Origin of the sequence: Hyphomonas sp. UBA4505 (assembly GCF_002388685.1) — a bacterium.
Lineage (GTDB): Bacteria > Pseudomonadota > Alphaproteobacteria > Caulobacterales > Hyphomonadaceae > Hyphomonas.
On the sequence record NZ_DGMZ01000012.1, the window covers coordinates 323,031 to 343,432 of the forward strand.

Below are 20,402 nucleotides of genomic sequence, written 5' to 3' on the forward strand. Positions count from 1 at the left end.
ATTTATAGTGGTTGGGCATGACCCGTCTGTTTGCTCTTCTGTTTCTGTACGCTCTGATCGCGGTTTTACCGGCAAATGCGCAAGCATATTCCCTGAAATCGGGAGAAACTCTTGCGGATTCGGAGTATCAAACCACATTCACGCTCGGTGGAGGCAAGCGCCTCGTTCTGGAGGTCAAGTTCGACAGCGAGGCAGACTCATCACACCAGCGGACAGCGTCACTCGTGGAAATACTTCAGGATCACCTTATTCCCATGGCTGTAAAAAAGGGATTCTCCCGAATTGCGATCTGGGAGAACTTGTCAGAGGTGACCACGAGGAAGAACCGACCGCCCTCCCTGCTGTCTTTGAATTTCACCGGTAGCACCTTCGAAAACTATGATTTTGATCTTCAGGACCAGTGGGTTTGGAGTCAGGTCGCAGGTCCGGAACTGGATCTATCGAAATTTTCCATGATGACGTTCGAATACGACGAGACGGCCGACGTTTACCGTACAGAACTGCGTCGCAGAGACCTGAATGATGGCAATCTCATTTTTGAAGTCTGGGTGAGCGCCCCAGACACCTCGCCGAAACAACTCGCCGCCAAGGCCAACACGGTTTTCCAGGAACTGTCTGGTTGCACAAAGGATGGGGTGCCGATCGAGGAGGACAGCTATATGGCAAAGCATAATGCCAAGGCGCTGATCGTGTACGCGGTACCCGTCCGGTACACCTCCCCCCTTCAGTCTGCCCCCCGCGTCAGACTTCTGTACGGCCATGAAGATGGCGTTCCATATTGCCGTACACAATCTGGGGAATCGCTTGGAACTTGGGACGACATCTACGCATCGTTGAGTGAATAGGCCTGGGACAGCCTGCCTGGGCACCTTCCCCCTTCCAAAACCCCCAAATCATCCCTATATTGGTCATGTCTTCGGACTATGGCGATAAACGCGCGTGCAATAAGCGGTTCGGACCCGGGGGCGGTACCCGGCGGCTCCACCAAAAGCAGGTTCAGGCTTTCACCGGCCTGTTTCTGACGGGGCCGAAATAGGATCGACGGACGTGTAAAGACGATGCCTTTGCCGGATTGGGCCCCCTCAGAAGCCCATATCACATAGTTGCAAATGACAACTTTGCTGAAGGTGAACTCCTGGCTGCGTAAGCGGTCCGGTATTTACCGACTTAACTCCTAGGGTTTCAGACCCCTAGGCGGGGCCCGGAGGCGCCTGGCAACAGAAGCCTCCACCTTATCCTTTTCCTCGCAAATTCGTGGCCGCCGCGCGCTGGCCAGTCTGGAACTTTGTCGCTAGCGTTCGGATCGAACACGCTGAGGGAGCTGGCCACCATGAAACATTACCTCGTCGCCGCCATATCGGCGCTCGCCCTGACCGCCTGTTCCCCGCAGACTGGAGACACGTCGATGCCGGATACCAAAGCGCCGATCAGCTATGCTGCAGAGGGCTGGACCGTAAAATCCCTGCCTGAACTGGCGGAAGCCCTGCAAACCGGTGAGGTCTCCGCCGAAGCGCTGACCCAGGCCTATCTGGACCGGATCGAGTTGGTCGACCGCTCCGGCCCCACGCTGCAAGCGGTCCTCACCCTGAACCCGGATGCGCTGGAGGCCGCCCGCGCGCTGGACGCAAAGCGCGACGCCGGCGAACCGCTCGGCGCGCTCCACGGCCTGCCGATCCTGCTCAAGGACAATATCGAAACAGCGGACAACATGCCCACCACGGCCGGTGCCCTCGCCCTGAAGGACAATGTCACGGGCCGCGACTCCCCACTCGTCGCGGGCCTGCGCGCTGAGGGCGCCATCATCCTCGGCAAGACCAATCTCAGCCAATGGGCGAACTTCCGCTCGAACAGTTCGATGAGCGGCTGGTCCGCGCTTGGTGGACAAGTCCGCAATCCGCACATGCTGGACCGCAACCCCTGTGGCTCAAGTTCCGGATCGGGCGCTGCCGCCGCCGCCTCCCTCGCCGCGGGTACGGTCGGCACCGAAACCAATGGCTCGATCATTTGCCCATCCAACGTGAATGGCGTCGTCGGCTTCAAGCCCACGGTCGGCCTCGTCTCGCAGGACTTCATCATTCCGATCTCCTCCTCACAGGATACAGCCGGCCCGATGACGAAGACGGTCATGGGCGCCGCGATGATGCTCAACGCCATGGCGACCGGCGCAGCGAAGACAGACTATGCCGCCACCCTTGATGCCGCCGCATTGCAAGGCAAGCGCATCGGCGTCCTGCGCGGCGCCCAAGGCAGCAGCCCGCTCGTCAAAGACAGTTTCGAACAGGCCCTTTCGGCCATGGAATCGGCAGGCGCAATCCTGGTTGATATCGACGACATCGACATGCCCGACGGCTTTTGGGGAAAGTCATTCGATGTGTTGAAGTATGAGTTCAAGGCGACACTGAATGCCTATCTCGCGAGCACGCCGGACACGGTCACAACGCGCACGCTGGCCGACCTGATCGCTTTCAATGCCGAACATGCAGACATCGAACTCGCCTTGTTCAATCAGGATATTTTTGAGCAGTCAGAAGGCATGGAAGATCTTGAATCTGATGGCTACAAAGAGGCTGTTGCCTTCGTCCAGTCCGCCACCCGCGAAAACGGCATAGACCGTCTGTTGGCAGAGCATGACGTGGTCGCCCTTGTCGCCCCTTCAGGGCCACTTGCCCCGCGCGCTGATCCGGTCAATGGCGATGTCTGGCCGGACTGGGCAGGCGCGGGCTATGCGGCGGCCATTGCCGGCTATCCGCACCTGACGGTGCCAATGGGCACTGTTCGGGGTATCCCCATTGGCCTGTCCTTCATGGGCGGCAAGGACCAGGACGCGGCGATCCTCTCGCTCGGCTATGCTTATGAGCAGCGGACGCAAGCCCGCGCCGAGCCGCGATACTACCAGACCGCCGAAGACCTGCCCGAAATCGCCGAGGCCATGCGCCGCCGGGACTGATCGCTAGAGCAGGATCGTGCCCTTGCCATCCTTTTCCAGCGCGCGCTGATAGGAGGGATAGGCGCGCATCTGTTGCAGGAATCTGTGCGCATTCGGATAGTTCCCGGCATCCATGCCGGCCCGGTGCGCCGCCAACTCCATCGAGTATCCCATCACGATATCTGCCGCGGTCAGATTATCTCCGGCAAACCAAGTACTCTTGCCAAGTGCTTTTTCGATTTCGGTCATCAATGCCTTCAGGCGCGGACCGAAGAACGCCTTGTCCAGTCCGCCGACCAGCATCTTCGCCGCAGGCTTCAGGAAAAATGGCGCTCGCGCTGTCATCGCCATCATGACGAATTTGTTGGTCAGCAAAGGCTGCAGGCTTCCCTGCGAGACATGAAACCAAAACAGGTAATCGGCCCGGTTCGGTGTGCCCGGCGCGGGGCGCAGGCGGCCATCATCATGCGTATCCAGGATATAATCCATGATCGCATTCGTCTCCGACAGCGTAATTTCGCCATCGGTGATGCAGGGCGCCGTACCCAGCGGCGAGACCGCCTTGTATTCTGCCGGGGCCAGCCGCGTGTTCGGATCGCGGTCATAGAGCTTGACCTCGTACGGCACGCCCAACTCCTCCAACAGCCAGAGGATGCGGATGGATTGCGACTTTTCGAGATGGTGCAGCGTGATCATGGTTTGGCCCCTCAGCCCAATATTGGCGACAGAAGGACTGTAGGGCGCGACGGCCCCACGTCCAGCCACGATCCTGCGAGGGAAACACGAATTTCCTGTAACAATCAGAGCGTGATTTCACGCCCTTCAGCCGCAGAGCGATAGATCGCCTCGATCAGGGCCATGTCGCGAAGGCCCATTTCGCCCGGCGTGAGGATCGCTCCATCCTCCCGGATCGCATCCGCCATATGGTCACACATGCGGGCAAACTGCACATCGGGATCGCCGGGCACGAGGTCTTCGCGGACACCGTCGCGCACCAGCGACATCTTATGCCCGCCATAGCCGGTTGCAGGTTCCATCATCAGCACACCGCCCTCCCCTTCGACCCGCGCAAGATTGCGGCCGGGTGTCGTGTCATAGGACGTGACCATATTGGCCACGGCTCCGGACGGGAAACGCATCTCTGTCGTCACTGTAGAGAAGATTTCTGCAAAACGCGGATCATTCGCCGGTTGCTCTGTTACGGCCTTTACAGAGACCGGCATTTCGCCGGAGAGGTACAGCGCCGACTGCAATCCGTAGATACCATAATCTTCCAGAGGACCACCCCCTGCAAGCGCCCGGACAACCCGCCAGTTTTCCGCCACGCTGGTCGGGCCCATGCGATAGGTCTGGGCCGTCTCGATCGTCTTGATCTTGCCAACCGCACCCTCACGCATCAACTCCATGGCGCGCAGGTTAAACGGCTCGAAATGGCAGCGATACGCAATCATCAGCTTCTTGCCTGACGCTTCCGAGGCCGCGATCATCTGCTCGCACTCGGCCACGGACAGGGCCATCGGCTTTTCGCACAGCACATGCTTGCCTGCCGCAAAGCTCTTTTCGGTCCACTCCAGATGCAGCCCCGTCGGCAGCACATTGTAAACCGCATCTACCCGGTCATCGTCTGCGATCCGGTCAAAGTCTTCATACGAATAAATAGCATCATCCGGTAAGCCATAGGCGGCGGCCACGGTCTTCGCCTTCTCCGGATTACCGGACACAACCGCCGCAACATGGCAGCGTTCACCATTCGCCAGCGCAGGCAGGACCTTGCCAATGCCATAGCCGCCGAGCCCCATCACCGCGAAGCCGACGCTGCCAGCATTGGGCGCGGATGGCGGTGTGTCAGGCAGTTCGCCCCAATTGGGCCAGGGCATGCCAATCGCCTTGGCCGGGATCGCCGCGCTGCCTTCTGCGCTCGCGCAACTTGCCAGCCATGGCGCTGCTGCCAGCGTGGCGCTGCTCAGCACCATGAAACGCCTGCGTGAATGCGTGAATTCGGTCATGACAATCTCCCTGAAGGCCACAGTCTTCTGTTAGCGCTATCTCGAGAAAACCGCAGGCCGCCGAACCGGTCAAGGAAAAAGCCGAGCGGTCCGGATCACAATTGGATCACATCAAACCGGGACCTGTCTTCTTCATCAGCCGCTCGACCACCGCGCCGACATGATACTTCATTGCGTCCGGCCCCATCGGTGCCTGCCGGGCGAATTCGTCTTGTACTTCATCTGCGCGTTTTTCCGCCGCCAGCCAGGCCGATGGCTCCGGCACGATCAGGAATGTGCCGCGCGCAATCTCGTCCAACGTATGTCGCGCAACCTCGAGAGGCGGCTTGCCTTCGGCCATCACGGCGCGTGCCATGTCGCTGCGGCGCTCATCTGCCGACATGCCCGTCGCAGCGGGGCTTGTATCCGGCATGTGCGTTGCCGTCAGGCCGGGGCACAGCACGCTGACACCAATCGACTCTGGCAATTCGGCGCGGAACACATCGCCCAGCGCCAGCACGCCATGCTTTGACGCCGTGTAAAACCCATTGCCCGGATGCTGCAGGCCCAGCGCGTGTTCCGACGCGGTCAGGCAGAGATGCCCGGCATGGTCCGCATCGATCATGCGTGCGGCAAACGCCCTGGCTGTCGCCCAGACGCCTTTGAGGTTGACGCCCATCGTTACGTCGAACTCCGCCTCGCTGGCCTTCAATAGCGGCCGCGCCACGCTGACCCCAGCATTGGCGAACACCAGATCCACCCCGCCCAGCCAGTTCCAGGCCTCGCCGGCCATGGCCTCGACCCCCGCCACATCGGCAACATTGCAGGCGATGGCCAGCGCGGCATCGCCGAGCCTGGCCGCATGTGCCTCGGCCGCATCCTTGTTGATGTCCACAATCACGACGCGACCGCCATCGGCCACCATCGCTTCGGCCAACGCCGCGCCGATGCCGCTTGCACCGCCCGTGATGACCGCCGTTCTGCCCTTGGTTTCCATTATCCGCCCTCCCTGGCGTTCTGACCTGTCAGCTATAGCGCGCTTCAACCTTTTCACCGGCCTTGCCAGCCTGCACCGCTTTCACGCTGGCTTCGAGGTCTGCGAGATAGGCGTCGGCCACATCGGCATGTTTGGGGCTCAGCATCAGGTGCAGGCTCGGCGGCTCTTTCGTGACCGATGTGAACCAGCCACGCCTGAAAATCTCGCCATAAATCGCGAAGGCATGGGCATCGGGATGGTGAAAGGCCATCAGGCCCAGCATCGGATTTCCGACAATCTCGAAACCGAGCCGCTTCACGCCGTCTTCCATTCGCTCCCGCGTCGCACAGACCTGCCCCTGCAACCGCTTGTACCCTTCGACGCCCAGCGTGTTCATCACGCCCCAGGCCGCGGAGATCGCCCCGCCCGGCCGCGTGCCCGCCAGCGTCGGCGTCTTCATCGGCGCGCCGCTCCAGCCCGCCATGTCGAACGGCATGTGGGCGTAAAGCTCCTCACTCCTGAACAGCACGGTGGAGGCGCCCTTGGCGCAATAGCCATATTTGTGAAGGTCGGCGCTCATCGACTGAACCGCTGGCACTTCGAAATCAAAGGCTGGCACCGGCACGCCATTCATCCGCGCGAACGGCGCGAAATATCCGCCCACACAGGCATCGACATGCAGCCAGACACCGTTCTTCGCGGCCACCTCGCCCAGTGCCGCAATCGGGTCGATAATGCCGTGCGGGAAGTTCGGCGCCGAACCGACCATCATGATGGTGGCTGCATCCACCGCGTCACTCATGGCAACCGGATCGGCCTCATAAGACCCATCCGTCTTCAGCGGCACGCGGCGGATTTCGATGTCCATCAAATGCGCCGCCTTGTCGAACGCCAGATGTGCCGATTGCGGCAGCACGACATTCTGGCCTTCGCGCGGCTTGCCCAGCGACCGGGCATAGTCGCGGGCTGTCTTCATCGCCATCGTGATCGAGTCGGTCCCGCCGGATGTCATCGCCCCGGTGGATCCGTCCGGCCCATGGAGCAAGCCCAACCCCATGCCGATGACTTCCTTTTCCATCTGCGCGAGGCTTGGAAAGGCCAGCGGCCCCAGACCGTTCTCCGCCATGTAGAGCCCATAGGCGTCATGCTGGACGGCTGAAATTTCCGGCCCGGCATTGAAGACATAAACCGCTGTGCGTCCGTCGCGCCATTGCGCATCGCCCCCGCCGCGCGCAACCATTTCTGCGCGCACATCGTTCCAGTCGCGTCCCGTCTCCGGCATCTGCATGATCATTCAGCCTGTCCTCCCCTGTTGCCAGTCTTCTGGTCTGTCGCCAGCAGCCTAGAGAGATTGCCTCCCAACGCAACCGAACGCCGCCAAATGCGTTGATCCGGCACGAAGGAGATTCACATGACCGAGCAAACTGACCCCAAAACCCGCAAGCCCGATCCAGAGACAGACAATCAGGATGAACCGACCCATCACAAGACGGTCCGTCCGGCGGGTGCAGAAAACATGGAACACCCGCCCGAAGAGTGGGACGAAGTGGACGAGGAACTCGACGAGTCGTTCCCGGCCAGCGACCCGCCTGCAAATTACTAACAGGAAATATCGAGGCGCCATGGCGGAAAAGATCGCCATGACCACAAGGGGTTAGTCACAGCGGCTAACAAGCGAGCAGCAATTTTTTGCTCGCCCCTTGTGCGAAGGCCGTTGCGGGCCTCTTTTCCCGACCTTACTGTATGAATCACAGGTTCAACCATACCAAACCGGGAACTCGCGCGCCTATGACGGACTATATCGGCTACGAAGCGCTCACCCAGGCTGCCATGCGCGGTGTTGTCCGCGAAGCCCTGCGCAAGGGCTACAACTCAAATGGCCTGCCGGGTGATCATCACTTCTATCTCACCTTTCGCACCAAGGCGCCGGGTGTGAAGATTGCTGATTACCTTGTAGAACGGTTCCCAGAAGAAATGACCATCGTTATCCAGCACCAGTATTGGGACCTGGAAGTCGAAGACAGCCATTTCGAGATCATCCTGAAATTCTCGGGCGTGCCACAGCACCTGCACATTCCCTATGCCGCGATCACGCGCTTCGTTGACCCGTCTGTGAACTTCGGACTGACCTTCGAATCGCCGGACAAGGACGCGTCGGTCATTTCGCCAGCGGGGGAAGCCACTGCCGCGGATGTGCCGCCGGTCGAGGCCGAGGAAGAGCCCGGTACGGTCGTAAATCTCGACGCTTTCCGCCGGAAATAGGCCGCGCCCGACCTGATGGCAGATACCGAAAAACCCCGCGCCTCGGACGCCGACATGCTCGCGCGTTTCCAGAATTCCAAGAAGCGCCCACCCTGCTCCGATACGCTCGGTATGCGCTTGGCTGAAGTCGAGCAGGACGCTCAGCGCATCCGAATGGATTTCGACGTCTCCCCCAGCTTTGCCAACCCGACCGGTGCGGTTCAGGGCGGCTTCATCTCCGCCATGATGGACGAGGCGATGAGCACCTGCGTCATCATCGCTTCCAACATCACGATGACCGCGCCAACGCTCGAAATGAAGACCAGCTATCTACGCCGCCTGATGCCAGGCAAGGCCAGCGTGGAGGCCCGTATCCTGAAACTCGGAAAATCGGCCGCCTTCATGGAAGCGGAATGCTTTGACGCGGACGGCCAACTCGTCGCCAAGGCCACTGCCACCGCCATTCCGATGCTGTTCAAGCGGCTCGGCTGATGTCGTTTGACAAGCGCGCTTTCTGGCAGGATCTCCTGACCAACAAGACGCCGCCCAAGGCAACCGCCTTTCTGGGCTTTGAACTCATCGCTTTCGATCCCGACGCCGGCTGGGTTGAGGCCGCTTTCACTCTGCCCGAACACGCCACCAATCCCGGCGGCGACGCGCAGGGCGGCTTCGTCTCGGCCATGCTGGATGAAGTGATGAGCCTTGCCGGCTCAATCGCGCAGGATGGTCCGGCCATGTCCCCGACCCTGCAAATGACGACCAGCTATCTCCGCCCGGTGCCGATTGGCGAGCGCCTTCTCGGGCGCGGCGAATGTGTCCGCCGGGGCCGCGCAGCCCTCTTCACGCGCGGCGAGCTGACCCGCGAAGACGGCACCCTGCTTGCGCAAGCTACCGCCAGCTGCATCCCCCGCGCCCTGCCTTCCGGCACATAAGTGTTATGCCAGGCCAATTGCCGACCTGACGGTTGATCCCGTCAGCAGAATTGTTATCTGATAATGAGAATAATTCTCAATGCAGGTATGCCGCTCATGTCCACACCGAATTTCGCCGAAGCCATTGTCCTGCGCACCCAGCAGCTATCCCCGCACATGGTCCGCCTGACCTTCCAATCCGAATTTGCGGCAGATTTCGTGACCGGCGCGCCAGGCGCATATTTGAAAGTCATTGCTCCCGCACCGGGAGAGGCCGGACCGCCCGCTTTCGATCCGGCCTCCTTCAAGACACGGATGCGCACCTACACACTGCGCCATGTCCGGCCGGCCGAGCATGAGTTCGACATTGATTTCGTTGTGCATGGCGATGACGGCATTGCCGGACCGTGGGCCAGACACGCCGCCCCCGGCAACCGCATCCTGATCTCCCGTCCCGGCACGCTCAAATTCGGCACCGAGGGAGCAGACTGGCACCTCTTTGTCGCAGACCTGTCCTCCATCCCCGCCGCTGCCGTTGAACTCGAAGCGCTCCCCTCTGATGCCATTGGTGACGCATTCTTCGAAATCCCCAGCGACGAGGACCGGCAACCTATCCGCACACCAACGGGTATCCGTGTGCATTGGATCATCAAATCAGACCCGCAAGCCCCCAGCGAAGCGCTGATACAGGCGGTGCAGACCCTCGACTGGCGCAGCGGGGAGCCAAGCGTCTTCGTTGCCGGCGAATTCGCCCTCGCAGGCGCGCTACGCACTTATTTTCGCAAACAGAAGCCGACCCGGAAAGACCTGACCTATGTCAGCTCCTACTGGAAACTCGGCCTGATCGAGCCCGAGCACAAAGCCTTCAAGGCGCAGGCCGCCTAGGCCGTCTCCATCGCCTTGACCTGCACCTTGGTCGGTCGCGAATTGCCCTTGCCGTAAAGATTCACTTTCAACTTCGAGATCGCATGGACGAGCGCGTTCGGCCCGTACTTGATGTCGCCGGTGAACTCGATGTTCGGGAAACGCTGGAAGATCTGCTCATAAGCAACACGCAGCTGCATCTGTGCCACGCGCGAACCGAGGCATTTATGGATGCCGTGGCCAAAGGCGATATGCTTGTCGACATTGTCACGCATCATGTCGAACCTGTCCGGGTCCGGAAAGACTTCCGGGTCGCGATTGCCTGCACCATACCACATGACGACTTTCTCATCCTTGGCGATGAGCTGGCCGTTGAGTTCTGTCTCTTCCAGCGCGGTGCGGCGCATATGCTTCACCGGTGAAACCATGCGCAAGGCTTCTTCCGACATGCGCGGAATGAGAGACGGGTCATCGAGCACCATTGCGCGCTGGTCTGGCCATTCGGTCATCAGCTTGATCGTACCCGACAGCGAGTTCCGCGTCGTGTCATTGCCGGCGAAGATGATCAACAACCAGGAGCCATCCAGGTATTCCTGCGGCAATTGTTCATCATCCAGCTTTGAATGCGCGATCATGGTCAACAGGTCATGGCGCGGATTGGCCCGGCGGTCGGCCATGACACGTGCGCCATAGGCAAACATCTCTTCGACCACTTTCTTGAACCGTAGCGGAAACAGCGGCTCGCTGAGGAAGGTCCGGAACGGGTTCGTCATGAACTGGCTCGCCATTTCCAGATAATGCATCCAGTAGACGATTTTCTGGCGGTCTTCCTCGTCCACGCCCAGCATTTCGCACAGCGTATAGAGCGGCAACTGGTTGGAGAAGAATTTGACGAAATCCAGCTCAGGCCCGTTCGCCTCCAGATCATCGAGCAGCGACTCGACTTTCACGCTGACCTTCTCACGCAGCTCTTTGACATAGGCTGGAATGAAGAAGTCTTTCTGCTGGATCCGCATCTGCATGTGGCGCGGCTCGTCCATCGAAATCAGATTGTCCATCGCCGCGCGGATCAGGACTTCGGGCCGCCAATGCTCACGCGGTGGCACGGCCATATTGATACCGCCCCGCTCGGACGAAAAGATTGCCGGGTTCAACTCGACTGTCTTGATGTCTTCATATCTCGTAACCGACCAGAATCCGCTGCCGCCCCGGCCCATTTTCGACCACATGACCGGAGCCTCGCTGCGCATTCGCGCATACAGGTCATGAGGGTGGCCCCGCGTCCAGGAATTGGGATTCCAAAGCTCGAAGTCGGTTTCCAGCATGGGATATGCGCTGGCGTGTACCGGCATGTCCGCGCCGGTATCTTCCAGGATGTGATCGCTGACGAGATGAGTCATTACAAGCTCCGTAAGGCCGTCACTGAAGTTGACGCAGTTGCGCGTCAAGGCAAGCGACAAGGGGTTACAGAATCATTTAGCCTGCGCTCTCCCTACGACATTCAAGGGGAAAATAGACATCCGAGCCTTCTGGCCCTCAACGCCTTCCCGCAGGGTCACCCACGATTTCAGCGCAAATCCATGATAGGCTTCGTTCATATGATCCGGCGCAAAGACCGGACAGGGAGGAAAACATGGCCGATGATCCGGGCACACCGCGCGTGCCACAATCCGTGCTGGAAGTGACGGCTTTCTCGCCCGACGCCCGCAACGATCCCCACCCCCCACTGGAGGCCCTGCGCCACAATTGCCCTGTCCTGCGCGACGAGATGGCCAAGACCTGGTTCCTGACGCGCTATGCCGACATTCGCGAAACAGTGAATGATCGCAGCTTTGTCCGCCATCCGTTGAACGCCGAGGAAGGCTCGATATCTCGCCAGCTGATCGAGGATGATGACCAGCCCCGACGCACCTCCATCCTCTTTCTTGATGATCCGGACCATGCCCGCGTGCGGCCTCCGCTGGCCAAGGCGTTCTACACGCGCATCCAGAAGATGAAGCCCCAGATCGAGGCCATCATCGACGACACGATCAACGCCGCGCCCGCCTCCGGCACCTTCGATCTGATGTCAGAGATTGCCGTGCCGATTCCGGTCCTTGTCATCGCACGCATCCTCGGCGTGGATGAAGACCGCCTGCCGGATTTCCGGCAATGGTCAGAGGACGTGATCCTCAGCCTGAACCCCGTGCGGACACCTGAAGAAACCGCCCGGATGGAACAAGGCAGCCATGCGCTGGACGCCTATTTCACCGAATTGATGGAAGCCCGCCGTAAAGTGCCGGGCGATGACCTCATCACCGATATGGTCCAGCTGCAGGCCAGCGGTGACGCTCCGCTGTCGGATGATGAAATTCGCATCAATCTGGGCGCGCTGCTGGTCGGCGGCAACCTCACCACGACCGACCTGATCGGAAATGGCGTCTGGTTGTTCCTGAACCATCCTGAGCAACTCGCCGCACTGAAATCCAATCCCGCCCTTGCCGGACAGGCGGTGGAGGAAGTCCTGCGCTTCGAGGCCCCCGTCTCGGCCACATCCCGGATCGTTGAGGCCGACAGGACGGTTGCCGGCTGTCCGATGAAAGCGCGTCAGATCGTCTTCTGCTCGCTGGCCTCGGCCAATCGCGACGAGACCATGTTCGAGAGCTCGGAACGCTTCGACATCACGCAAAAGCGCGCCAGCCATGTCGCCTTTGGGGGCGGCCCCCACATCTGCATCGGCGCGCCGCTTGCCCGCATGGAGGCCCGGCGTGTCTTCGAAAAACTCTTCGCGCGCTATCCAGACCTGTCCCTGCCCCCGCAAGACCTCGTCTGGCGTGCCCTGCCCTTCTTCCGCGGCCTCGAACGTCTGGTCGTGAAGGTTTAACTTCACCCCGTGTCTCCGGCGCATGCCGGAGCCTCCCGCGGCTGGCTTCCAGTAGGAACCGCATGATACCCCGGCATGCGCCGGGGATACGGATATTTGAGGCTTGCCCTCACATGCGCACCCTTTATGGCGCCGACTGCAAAAACGTGCCATACGGGGCAAAATCTTCCCGCGGCGCGCATGAAAGCTGCGCCAGCGCCCCAGAAAGCCCTACCAAATGACCGATACCCCTTCTATCCCATCGGCGCTCGCCGAGGCCCTCGCACAGCGTGGCTACGAGACGCTCACCCCCGTCCAGTCCTCTGTCATTGAAGCAGAACTCGACGGCAAGGACCTCCTCGTCTCCGCCCAGACCGGCTCAGGCAAAACCGTTGCTTTCGGCCTCGCCATGGCTGGCGACCTGCTCGCCGGGGCAGACCGCTTCGAGAAATCCGATACGCCGCTGGCCGTCATCGTCGCGCCAACCCGCGAACTTGCCCAACAGGTCGCCCGCGAACTGGAATGGCTCTACGCCAAGTCCGGCGCCCGCATGGCCACCTGCGTCGGCGGCATGGACATGCGCGAGGAGCGCCGCACGCTTGCCCGCGGTGCGCACATCGTCGTCGGCACGCCCGGTCGCCTGTCAGACCATATCCGTCGCGGCTCACTGGATGCCTCGAACGTCCGCGTTGTCGTGCTGGACGAGGCCGACGAAATGCTCGACATGGGCTTCCGCGAGGAACTCGAACACATTCTCGAAGGCACGCCGGAAACCCGCCGTACGCTGATGTTCTCGGCCACCGTTCCCAAGGGCATCGCCGCCCTTGCTGCGCGCTACCAGAAGGATGCGATGCGCATCACCACGGCTGCCGAACAGCAACAGCATGTCGATATTGAATACCGCGCCCTGCTCGTCGCCCCCGGCGACGAAGAGAACGCCATCGTCAACATTGTCCGCCATTCCGACAGCGAGACCGCCATTGTGTTCTGCACGACGCGCGCCGCCGTCAACAAGCTGATCAGCCGCATGGGCAATCGCGGCTTCCCGGTGGTCGCCCTGTCGGGTGAGCTGAGCCAGAAGGAACGCGGCAACGCGCTTCAGGCCCTGCGCGATGGCCGTGCCCGCGTCTGTATCGCCACTGACGTCGCCGCCCGCGGCCTTGACCTCCAGAACCTCGGCCTCGTCATCCATGCAGACCTGCCGCGCGATCCGGCCACCCTGCTCCACCGTTCTGGCCGCACCGGCCGGGCTGGTCGCAAAGGCGTCAGCGCCCTGCTGGTCGCCCCGCGTGCCCGCCGCCGCGTCGAGCGCCTGTTGCGCGATGCCAAGATCGAAGCGAGCTGGGGCAAACCGCCGTCTGCGGACGAAATCAATGCGCTCGATGATGCGCGCCTGATGGCCGACCCGATCTTCACCGAAGACTCCAGCGCCAACGAAGCCGAACTCGCCCGCACCCTGATCGACACTTATGGCGCCGAACAGGTTGCCGCCGCATTCGTGCGCCGCCACCGCGCCGGGCGCACCGCGCCAGAAGACCTGCGCGATGTCGATGACCGCGCCCCGTCCCGTGACCGCAACGAACGCGGAGACCGGCGTGACCGCGACGACCGCCCGCCCCGCGAAAAGCGCGAGCGTCAGGACCGCAAGGGCTTTGACGACGCGACATGGATCGGCATCAATGTCGGTCGCAAGAAAAACGCCGAGCCGCGCTGGCTTCTGCCCATGCTGTGCAAGGCCGGGGGCCTTGGCCGTGATGATATCGGCGCCATCCGCATCAATCCGGCCGACACGCATGTCGAGCTGAAGCCCGACGCCGCCAAACGCCTGTTCGAAGTGATCGGCAATGATGGGATGCTGGAAAAAGGCCTGCGCGCCTTTGCGCTGGACGGCCCGCCGCCTGCCCAGCCGCCGCGCCAGGATTACGCTCCGTCGCGTGAGCGCACGCCCGGCAAGCCGCCGCGCAAACCGCACCTGAACAAGAAGCCCAAACCCGCCGCCGCGGCGCCGGAAAAGGCCTTCGACCCGCTGACCGACTACATCCAGGACGACCGCCCCGCCGGCAAGCCCCGCAAGGACAAGCCGCACGCCCATGGCAAGGGCAAGCCCGGCGGCGGCGACAAGACCTATAAGCGTCCCAAGCCGCAGGGTGGCAAGAAACCCTTCAAGAAGGGCCCGAAAAAGCCCCGGGACTGACACTCCCGCACGGTCAGAGATTGACGCTCCGCCCCGGACCCCGCACACCCCTGCAGGAAACCCGAAGCGGAGCGCCCCATGACTGACCACATCACCCAGAGCCTCGAAAATCGCGTCCTGACGCTCACCATCAACCGGCCCGAGCGCAAGAATGCGCTCACCCAGGCCATGTATGGCGCGCTGGCCGATGCCATCAACGCTGCCAATGATGACAAGGCCATCCGCGCCATCATCATCACCGGCGAAGGCGACATGTTCACCGCGGGCAACGACCTGACCGACTTTGCCTCCGATTCCGAGCGCTCCTCTGGCGAACCGCCGGTTACACGCTTCCTGAATGGTATCCGCGACGCCGAGACGCCGCTGATCGCTGCCGTCAACGGCCCCGCCGTGGGCGTTGGCCTGACCATGCTGCTGCATTGCGACATCGCCTATGCGGCCGAGAGCGCCAATTTCCGCGCGCCCTTTACCGCGCTTGGCCTCGTGCCGGAGGCAGGCTCCTCGCTGCTGCTGCCGCTGTCTGTGGGCAATTCCATGGCCAATGACATCCTGCTCGCCGGCCGCATCCTGTCGGCCCAGGAGGCGCTCGATTGCGGCCTCGTCTCGCGCGTCGAGCCGGACACGGGCCTGATGTCGGCCGCGCTTGCCACGGCCGAGCGCATCGCCATTGCCGCCCCGACCGCCATTCGCCGCTCCAAGGCGCTGATCCGCATGAATCGCGACGCCGTGAAGGACCGTATGGAAGCCGAAGGCAAAGCCTTTGCCGAACAGCTCAAATCCCCGGACTTCGCCGAAGCCGCCGCCGCCTTCATGCAAAAGCGCAAGCCGGTGTTTCAGGACTGATCCAGATAAGTTTCATCCTCTGAAATGTCTGCCAAAAGGCCCGGAATCGCCCCTGATTCCGGGCCTTTTTGACGGTTTTCTGACCCGGTCTTCCGCAGGCGGAAGCCCTGCCCATCGAACGCCCCTGCAACACCCTGTATTTACAGGCTTTTTGCGGCTGCAAAATCCCCTCCCCATCTGTGGCCTTTACCCCCCAAACCCCCTATAAACAAAGGTGAATTTACGAATCGATGAGGACGCCTAAATGGCCGAAAGCACGCAAGCTGAAAATCCGGAATATGGCGCTGGCTCGATCAAGGTCCTGAAGGGCCTCGAAGCGGTCCGCAAACGCCCCGGCATGTATATCGGTGACACCGATGACGGTTCGGGCCTGCACCACATGATCTACGAGGTCGTGGACAACGCCATCGATGAAGCGCTTGCTGGCCATGCAGACCGCGTCACGGTCACCCTCTTCCCCGACGGCTCGGCTGAAATCACCGATAATGGCCGCGGCATCCCCGTTGGCATGCACCCCACAGAGGGCGCCTCAGCCGCCGAAGTCATCATGACCCAGCTGCATGCGGGCGGGAAATTCGACCAGAACTCCTACAAGGTTTCCGGCGGCCTGCACGGCGTCGGCGTGTCGGTTGTGAACGCGCTGTCGGACTGGCTGGAACTGACCATCCACCGCGAAGGCAATGAACACTGGGTGCGCTTTGTCGAAGGTGGCCGCGTCGAGGCCCCGCTAGTCACGCGTGGCCCCTCCCCGATGACCGACAAGGGCAAGCCCTATACCGGCACGGCGGTGCGCTTCCTGGCCTCTGCCAGCACGTTCACGATGACCGATTACGACCGCAAGACGCTGGAACACCGCCTGCGCGAGCTGGCCTTCCTGAACAGCGGCGTTCACATCATCTTCCGCGACGAGCGCGACGCAGAGCCTTACGAGATCGACCTGATGTATGAGGGTGGCGTGAAGGCCTTCGTCGAGCATCTCGACAAGACCAAGTCCAAGCTGATCCCCGAGCCCGTCTACGCCATTGGCGAGAAGGACGGCATCACGGTCGAGGTCGCGATGGAATGGAATGACAGCTACCACGAGAACGTGCTCTGCTTCACCAACAACATCCCCCAGCGCGATGGCGGCACCCACCTTGCCGGCTTCCGCGGCGCGCTGACCCGCCTGATCAACAAATACGCCAACGAAACCGGCATCGCCAAGAAGTCCAAGGTCGAGATTTCCGGCGATGATGCGCGCGAAGGCCTGACCTGCGTGCTCAGCGTGAAAGTGCCGGACCCGAAATTCAGCTCGCAGACGAAAGACAAGCTGGTCTCCTCCGAGGTCCGCCCGGTCGTCGAGAGCCTGATGGGCGAGAAACTGGCAGAATGGTTCGAGGAGCATCCGAAGGAAGCTCAGGAAATCATGATGAAGATCGTCGAGGCAGCCGCTGCGCGCGAAGCCGCCCGCAAGGCGCGCGAGCTGACCCGCCGCAAGTCTGCGCTCGACATCACCTCCCTGCCCGGCAAGCTGGCCGACTGTCAGGAAAAAGACCCGGCAAAATCCGAACTCTTCATCGTCGAGGGTGATTCTGCTGGTGGCTCTGCCAAGCAGGGCCGCAGCCGTGACAACCAGGCCATCCTGCCCCTGCGCGGCAAGATCCTGAACGTGGAACGCGCCCGCTTTGACAAAATGCTGTCATCTGACCAGGTCGGTACGCTGATCATGGCGCTCGGCGCGGGCATTGGCCGGGATGAGTTCAACATCGAGAAACTGCGCTATCACAAGATCATCATCATGACCGATGCTGATGTCGACGGCGCGCACATCCGCACCCTGCTGCTGACCTTCTTCTATCGTCAGATGCCGGAACTGATCGAGAAGGGCTATCTCTACATCGCCCAGCCACCGCTCTACAAGGTGACGCGCGGCCGTTCGGAACGCTATCTCAAGGATGATGCCGAGCTGGATTCCTACCTGATCGACGAAGGCACGAGCGGCGAAGCCCTGATCCTGCCGGACGGCACCCAGATTGCGGGCGAAGACCTGCGCGACCGCGTCCGCGCGGCTTCGAACTTCAAGGCAAACCTTGCCCGGCTCGCCCTGCGCGCCCCGGCTGACCTGCTGGAACAGGCTGCCATGGCGGGCGCAATGGCCGCGGGTGCCGGCGACGCCGAAGCCGAGAAGACCGCCGAACGCCTCAACCGCTTTGCGGAAGAAGGCGAAGACAATTGGGCTGGCCGGTTTGCCGAAGGCGCGCTGGTCCTGCAGCGCACCGTGCGCGGCGTTGAAGAGAATGCCATCCTGCCTGCGCCCCTGCTGGCCAGCCAGGACGCGATCCGCCTGGCCGAGCGCGCGGCGACGCTGAAAGACCTGTACGAAGAGCCGCTCGTCCTGCGCCGCGAAAAAGGCGGAGACATTACCGTCCACGGACCATGCGCCCTGTTCCAGGCCGTGCTCGACTCCGGCCGCGACGGCATCAAGATCCAGCGCTATAAGGGCCTGGGCGAAATGAACGCTGACCAGCTCTGGGAAACCACGCTCGACTCCAACGCCCGCACCCTCCTCCAGGTCAAGGTCGACCATATGGAAGAAGCCGACGAAATGTTCACCAAACTGATGGGCGACGTCGTGGAACCAAGGCGGGAATTCATCGAGGAATTCGCGCTGGAAGCCGAGGTGGATGTCTGAGACGAAAGACATATGGAGCGACGCCTTCGATCCGCCGCCAAAAGGGCTCTTTCGATATGAAAAGAGACTCGTAGCTTTTGTAGACATTCTTGGTTTCAAAAGCCTCGTCGAGCAATCAAAGGAAGAACCAGAATTACTCGGTGAGATCGTTGGCGCTTTGCAGGGTTTGGTTGGAATATCCAAAGCCATCTCCAAACCGGAACTTGGTGCGTTTCATAGCCAGTTGTTTTCCGACTGTTTCGTTGTCACTTGCCCCTTTTCAGAGGAGGTTGCCCCAAGTTTTTTCGCTCTAGTGAATTCAATTGGCTGGCAGCTGATGCCTTTCGGCTGCTGGATTCGAGGGGCTGTCACTGTCGGAGACCTTTTTGTCACAGACGAGATGGCAGTGGGTCCCGCTCTTGTTCGGACAGTAGAGCTAGAATCTATGATTGCGAACTACCCCCGAATTGTCATTAGTTCAGAAGTACTGCATGTGGCCAAAAAGTTCGCTCCAAAAACACTAGCACGCGACACTGACGGTGTTTTCTTCCTAGATTACATTCGCTTCGGGCTTGAAGGAATTGCGCTTGGAAACTCGCCACTGCACGAATTAAGCGTGGCAGGGGCCAGAAAAGCCAAAGATCGAATCCTCGTGCAACTAAATGCGACAACTGAGCACCCCCAAATTTACAACAAGCTTCAATGGCTATCGTCGAGATGGCAAACCGCCGTGAGTGCAGAAAAAAACTTGTCAGAATTCTCATTACGGCGGTAGCAATCGCGCCAAGAATATTAGTGTTTTGACAGTATTACTCGTTTAACCCGTGGCTCCATCTTTTCCTCTTTCATCGGACAGCTTGGAACCCATCCCCCGCTCCCCCGTTCCTTCCGCAACCCCCAAGCGAGAAGGAGCCCCAAATGCCTGCCCAGTCCGAAGCCCAGCAAAAGGCCGCCGGCGCGGCCCTGTCCGCCAAGCGCGGCGACACCAAGGTCAGCGACCTGCAAGGCGCGTCGAAAGAGATGTACGATTCGATGAGCGAGTCCGAACTCGAAGACCTCGCCTCGACAAGCCACGACAACCTCCCTGAAAAGAAGGGCGACTGACTCGCCCCACTCCGTGTCCCCGGGCTTGACCCGGGGCCTCGTGCGGCGGCTCCGCGCTTCGTCCGCGAGAGACTCAGGCCTGCGCCGGAGATACGGAGAGGGAATAGAGTCTCCCCCAATCCGTCTGACAGCCCAGGCCCTCATGCTGTCCTGCATGACCACGCCTGCAGACCTTCTGTTTCATGCGGCCCGGTTCAGCCTTGAGCGGCTGGACTGGCTGGCCTCTGACATGCGCCGCGCGCTGGGGCTGGGCCGACTGCCCTGCTTGCCATTCCTGGCGCGCTGGCAACTCCGCCAGCTGACGCGGTTCCTGGCCCATGCCGAGCCACTGCTGCGCCGCCTGATCCTGTTGATGGCCGCAGATCTTGGCGCGCCGGCCACCCGTCCGCAGACGGATCCCATCACCCGCGCCGCGCCCGGAAAGGCCGCGCCGAAACGCGCGCTTTTCCCCACCCCGCACTTTCGCCTCTGTGAGGCCCTTCCCGGCAAAACGCTCCGAACGCCGCCGCCCAAACGCTTTCGCACTGGGCCGCGCATTCGCCTGCTCGATGCAGAGACCCAAGTCGATCTTGCCGAATATCCGGCTGAACCGGACGATCTCCTGCCCGCGACGCGGCAGGTCCGCCGCCTGCTCGCGCTGGAAGATGCGCTGGAAAATCTGCCCCGCTATGTCGAGGCGATGCGCCGCCTTCTGGCCCGTACCCGCCCGGTCATCGCCCGCGCCTTGCCACCGGCGTTCAAACGCTTGCCGGTGACACAGGCCGAACAGGCGACGCTGACGGAGTTGCATGAAGCCGCCGTGCGGGAAAATCCCGATACGTCCTGAGACGGATCAATTCGACCATAACCCGCATCACCGGACCTGA

The 20,402-nt window shown here is 61.3% G+C and carries 19 protein-coding genes and 1 other RNA gene; 15 read left to right on the forward strand and 5 right to left on the reverse strand.

The window, feature by feature from the left end:
* Positions 1–17 precede the first annotated feature (17 nt).
* The 3 genes from B3527_RS10675 (at position 18) to B3527_RS10685 (ending at position 2,947) form a co-directional block, all read left to right on the forward strand.
* Entirely contained in the window at positions 18–845 is an 828-nt protein-coding gene (locus B3527_RS10675; RefSeq protein ID WP_290479856.1) for a hypothetical protein, read from the forward strand.
* A 28-nt stretch (positions 846–873) separates the two neighbouring features.
* Positions 874–1,232, forward strand: a transfer-messenger RNA (tmRNA) gene (ssrA, locus tag B3527_RS10680).
* A 98-nt stretch (positions 1,233–1,330) separates the two neighbouring features.
* Positions 1,331–2,947 (forward strand): amidase, encoded by a 1,617-nt coding sequence (locus tag B3527_RS10685; protein WP_290479857.1) that lies wholly within the window; start codon positions 1,331–1,333, stop codon positions 2,945–2,947.
* Positions 2,948–2,950: 3 nt separating this feature from the next.
* On the opposite strand, the gene B3527_RS10690 is transcribed toward B3527_RS10685, so the two are convergent.
* From B3527_RS10690 to B3527_RS10705, 4 genes are all read right to left on the reverse strand, one after another.
* Positions 2,951–3,622: a glutathione S-transferase family protein gene (locus B3527_RS10690; RefSeq protein WP_290479858.1), complete on the reverse strand. Its 672-nt coding sequence runs from the start codon at positions 3,620–3,622 to the stop codon at positions 2,951–2,953.
* Positions 3,623–3,726: 104 nt separating this feature from the next.
* Complete coding sequence (locus B3527_RS10695; RefSeq protein ID WP_206991213.1) at positions 3,727–4,932, reverse strand: Gfo/Idh/MocA family protein; 1,206 nt, start codon at positions 4,930–4,932, stop codon at positions 3,727–3,729.
* Between the two features lie 106 nt (positions 4,933–5,038).
* Positions 5,039–5,908 carry an SDR family oxidoreductase gene (locus B3527_RS10700; protein WP_206991214.1) on the reverse strand — a complete coding sequence of 290 codons (870 nt, stop codon included), beginning with the start codon at positions 5,906–5,908 and terminating at the stop codon, positions 5,039–5,041.
* A gap of 28 nt (positions 5,909–5,936) precedes the next feature.
* Positions 5,937–7,181: a pyridoxal phosphate-dependent decarboxylase family protein gene (locus tag B3527_RS10705; protein WP_290479859.1), complete on the reverse strand. Its 1,245-nt coding sequence runs from the start codon at positions 7,179–7,181 to the stop codon at positions 5,937–5,939.
* A gap of 117 nt (positions 7,182–7,298) precedes the next feature.
* Here B3527_RS10705 and B3527_RS10710 point away from each other — a divergent pair, with 117 nt between their 5' ends.
* From B3527_RS10710 to B3527_RS10730, 5 genes are all read left to right on the forward strand, one after another.
* Entirely contained in the window at positions 7,299–7,490 is a 192-nt protein-coding gene (locus tag B3527_RS10710) for a hypothetical protein (RefSeq protein WP_206991215.1), read from the forward strand.
* 185 nt (positions 7,491–7,675) lie between these two features.
* A complete protein-coding gene (locus B3527_RS10715; protein WP_206991216.1) occupies positions 7,676–8,149 on the forward strand; it encodes an SspB family protein in 474 nt (157 codons plus the stop codon).
* A gap of 15 nt (positions 8,150–8,164) precedes the next feature.
* On the forward strand, positions 8,165–8,620 hold the full coding sequence (locus B3527_RS10720; protein ID WP_206991217.1) for a PaaI family thioesterase: 456 nt from the start codon (positions 8,165–8,167) through the stop codon (positions 8,618–8,620).
* Entirely contained in the window at positions 8,620–9,060 is a 441-nt protein-coding gene (locus B3527_RS10725) for a PaaI family thioesterase (RefSeq protein WP_206991218.1), read from the forward strand. The genes B3527_RS10720 and B3527_RS10725 overlap by 1 nt, the downstream gene beginning before the upstream one ends.
* 96 nt (positions 9,061–9,156) lie before the next feature.
* Positions 9,157–9,924, forward strand: coding sequence for a siderophore-interacting protein (locus tag B3527_RS10730; protein ID WP_290479860.1), 768 nt, complete (start codon positions 9,157–9,159; stop codon positions 9,922–9,924).
* Here B3527_RS10730 and B3527_RS10735 read toward each other — a convergent pair.
* Positions 9,921–11,303, reverse strand: coding sequence for a cytochrome P450 (locus B3527_RS10735; protein ID WP_290479861.1), 1,383 nt, complete (start codon positions 11,301–11,303; stop codon positions 9,921–9,923). The two genes, B3527_RS10730 and B3527_RS10735, sit on opposite strands and share 4 nt — an antisense overlap.
* A 233-nt stretch (positions 11,304–11,536) precedes the next feature.
* Here B3527_RS10735 and B3527_RS10740 point away from each other — a divergent pair, with 233 nt between their 5' ends.
* The 7 genes from B3527_RS10740 to B3527_RS10770 all read left to right on the forward strand — a co-directional run bounded on the left by B3527_RS10740 (position 11,537) and on the right by B3527_RS10770 (position 20,362).
* On the forward strand, positions 11,537–12,766 hold the full coding sequence (locus B3527_RS10740) for a cytochrome P450 (protein ID WP_290479862.1): 1,230 nt from the start codon (positions 11,537–11,539) through the stop codon (positions 12,764–12,766).
* A gap of 217 nt (positions 12,767–12,983) precedes the next feature.
* Positions 12,984–14,939: a DEAD/DEAH box helicase gene (locus B3527_RS10745; protein ID WP_290479863.1), complete on the forward strand. Its 1,956-nt coding sequence runs from the start codon at positions 12,984–12,986 to the stop codon at positions 14,937–14,939.
* Positions 14,940–15,017: 78 nt separating this feature from the next.
* Positions 15,018–15,782, forward strand: a complete 765-nt coding sequence (locus B3527_RS10750) for an enoyl-CoA hydratase (protein WP_206991223.1) — start codon at positions 15,018–15,020, stop codon at positions 15,780–15,782.
* Between the two features lie 244 nt (positions 15,783–16,026).
* A complete protein-coding gene (gene gyrB / locus B3527_RS10755; RefSeq protein ID WP_206991224.1) occupies positions 16,027–18,453 on the forward strand; it encodes a DNA topoisomerase (ATP-hydrolyzing) subunit B in 2,427 nt (808 codons plus the stop codon).
* The gene (locus tag B3527_RS10760) at positions 18,446–19,207 is read left to right on the forward strand and encodes a hypothetical protein (RefSeq protein ID WP_290479864.1); all 762 of its coding nucleotides are present in this window, start codon (positions 18,446–18,448) and stop codon (positions 19,205–19,207) included. Before gyrB ends, B3527_RS10760 begins: the two co-directional genes overlap by 8 nt.
* A gap of 143 nt (positions 19,208–19,350) precedes the next feature.
* Positions 19,351–19,536 (forward strand): DUF3008 family protein, encoded by a 186-nt coding sequence (locus tag B3527_RS10765; protein WP_206991226.1) that lies wholly within the window; start codon positions 19,351–19,353, stop codon positions 19,534–19,536.
* Between the two features lie 154 nt (positions 19,537–19,690).
* Positions 19,691–20,362 carry a hypothetical protein gene (locus B3527_RS10770; RefSeq protein ID WP_290479865.1) on the forward strand — a complete coding sequence of 224 codons (672 nt, stop codon included), beginning with the start codon at positions 19,691–19,693 and terminating at the stop codon, positions 20,360–20,362.
* Positions 20,363–20,402 lie beyond the last annotated feature (40 nt).

Bases quoted from the DNA above. Each gene is read 5' to 3' on its own strand.
- B3527_RS10730 (WP_290479860.1), top strand. From the start codon at position 9,157: ATGTCCACACCGAATTTCGCCGAAGCCATTGTCCTGCGCACCCAGCAG.
- B3527_RS10725 (WP_206991218.1), top strand. From the start codon at position 8,620: ATGTCGTTTGACAAGCGCGCTTTCTGGCAGGATCTCCTGACCAACAAG.
- B3527_RS10685 (WP_290479857.1), top strand. From the start codon at position 1,331: ATGAAACATTACCTCGTCGCCGCCATATCGGCGCTCGCCCTGACCGCC.
- B3527_RS10675 (WP_290479856.1), top strand. From the start codon at position 18: ATGACCCGTCTGTTTGCTCTTCTGTTTCTGTACGCTCTGATCGCGGTT.
- B3527_RS10765 (WP_206991226.1), top strand. From the start codon at position 19,351: ATGCCTGCCCAGTCCGAAGCCCAGCAAAAGGCCGCCGGCGCGGCCCTG.
- B3527_RS10705 (WP_290479859.1), bottom strand. From the start codon at position 7,181: ATGATCATGCAGATGCCGGAGACGGGACGCGACTGGAACGATGTGCGC.
- B3527_RS10700 (WP_206991214.1), bottom strand. From the start codon at position 5,908: ATGGAAACCAAGGGCAGAACGGCGGTCATCACGGGCGGTGCAAGCGGC.
- B3527_RS10745 (WP_290479863.1), top strand. From the start codon at position 12,984: ATGACCGATACCCCTTCTATCCCATCGGCGCTCGCCGAGGCCCTCGCA.
- B3527_RS10715 (WP_206991216.1), top strand. From the start codon at position 7,676: ATGACGGACTATATCGGCTACGAAGCGCTCACCCAGGCTGCCATGCGC.
- B3527_RS10760 (WP_290479864.1), top strand. From the start codon at position 18,446: ATGTCTGAGACGAAAGACATATGGAGCGACGCCTTCGATCCGCCGCCA.
- B3527_RS10740 (WP_290479862.1), top strand. From the start codon at position 11,537: ATGGCCGATGATCCGGGCACACCGCGCGTGCCACAATCCGTGCTGGAA.
- gyrB (WP_206991224.1), top strand. From the start codon at position 16,027: ATGGCCGAAAGCACGCAAGCTGAAAATCCGGAATATGGCGCTGGCTCG.
- B3527_RS10720 (WP_206991217.1), top strand. From the start codon at position 8,165: ATGGCAGATACCGAAAAACCCCGCGCCTCGGACGCCGACATGCTCGCG.
- B3527_RS10695 (WP_206991213.1), bottom strand. From the start codon at position 4,932: ATGACCGAATTCACGCATTCACGCAGGCGTTTCATGGTGCTGAGCAGC.
- B3527_RS10750 (WP_206991223.1), top strand. From the start codon at position 15,018: ATGACTGACCACATCACCCAGAGCCTCGAAAATCGCGTCCTGACGCTC.
- B3527_RS10710 (WP_206991215.1), top strand. From the start codon at position 7,299: ATGACCGAGCAAACTGACCCCAAAACCCGCAAGCCCGATCCAGAGACA.
- B3527_RS10690 (WP_290479858.1), bottom strand. From the start codon at position 3,622: ATGATCACGCTGCACCATCTCGAAAAGTCGCAATCCATCCGCATCCTC.
- B3527_RS10770 (WP_290479865.1), top strand. From the start codon at position 19,691: ATGACCACGCCTGCAGACCTTCTGTTTCATGCGGCCCGGTTCAGCCTT.
- B3527_RS10735 (WP_290479861.1), bottom strand. From the start codon at position 11,303: ATGACTCATCTCGTCAGCGATCACATCCTGGAAGATACCGGCGCGGAC.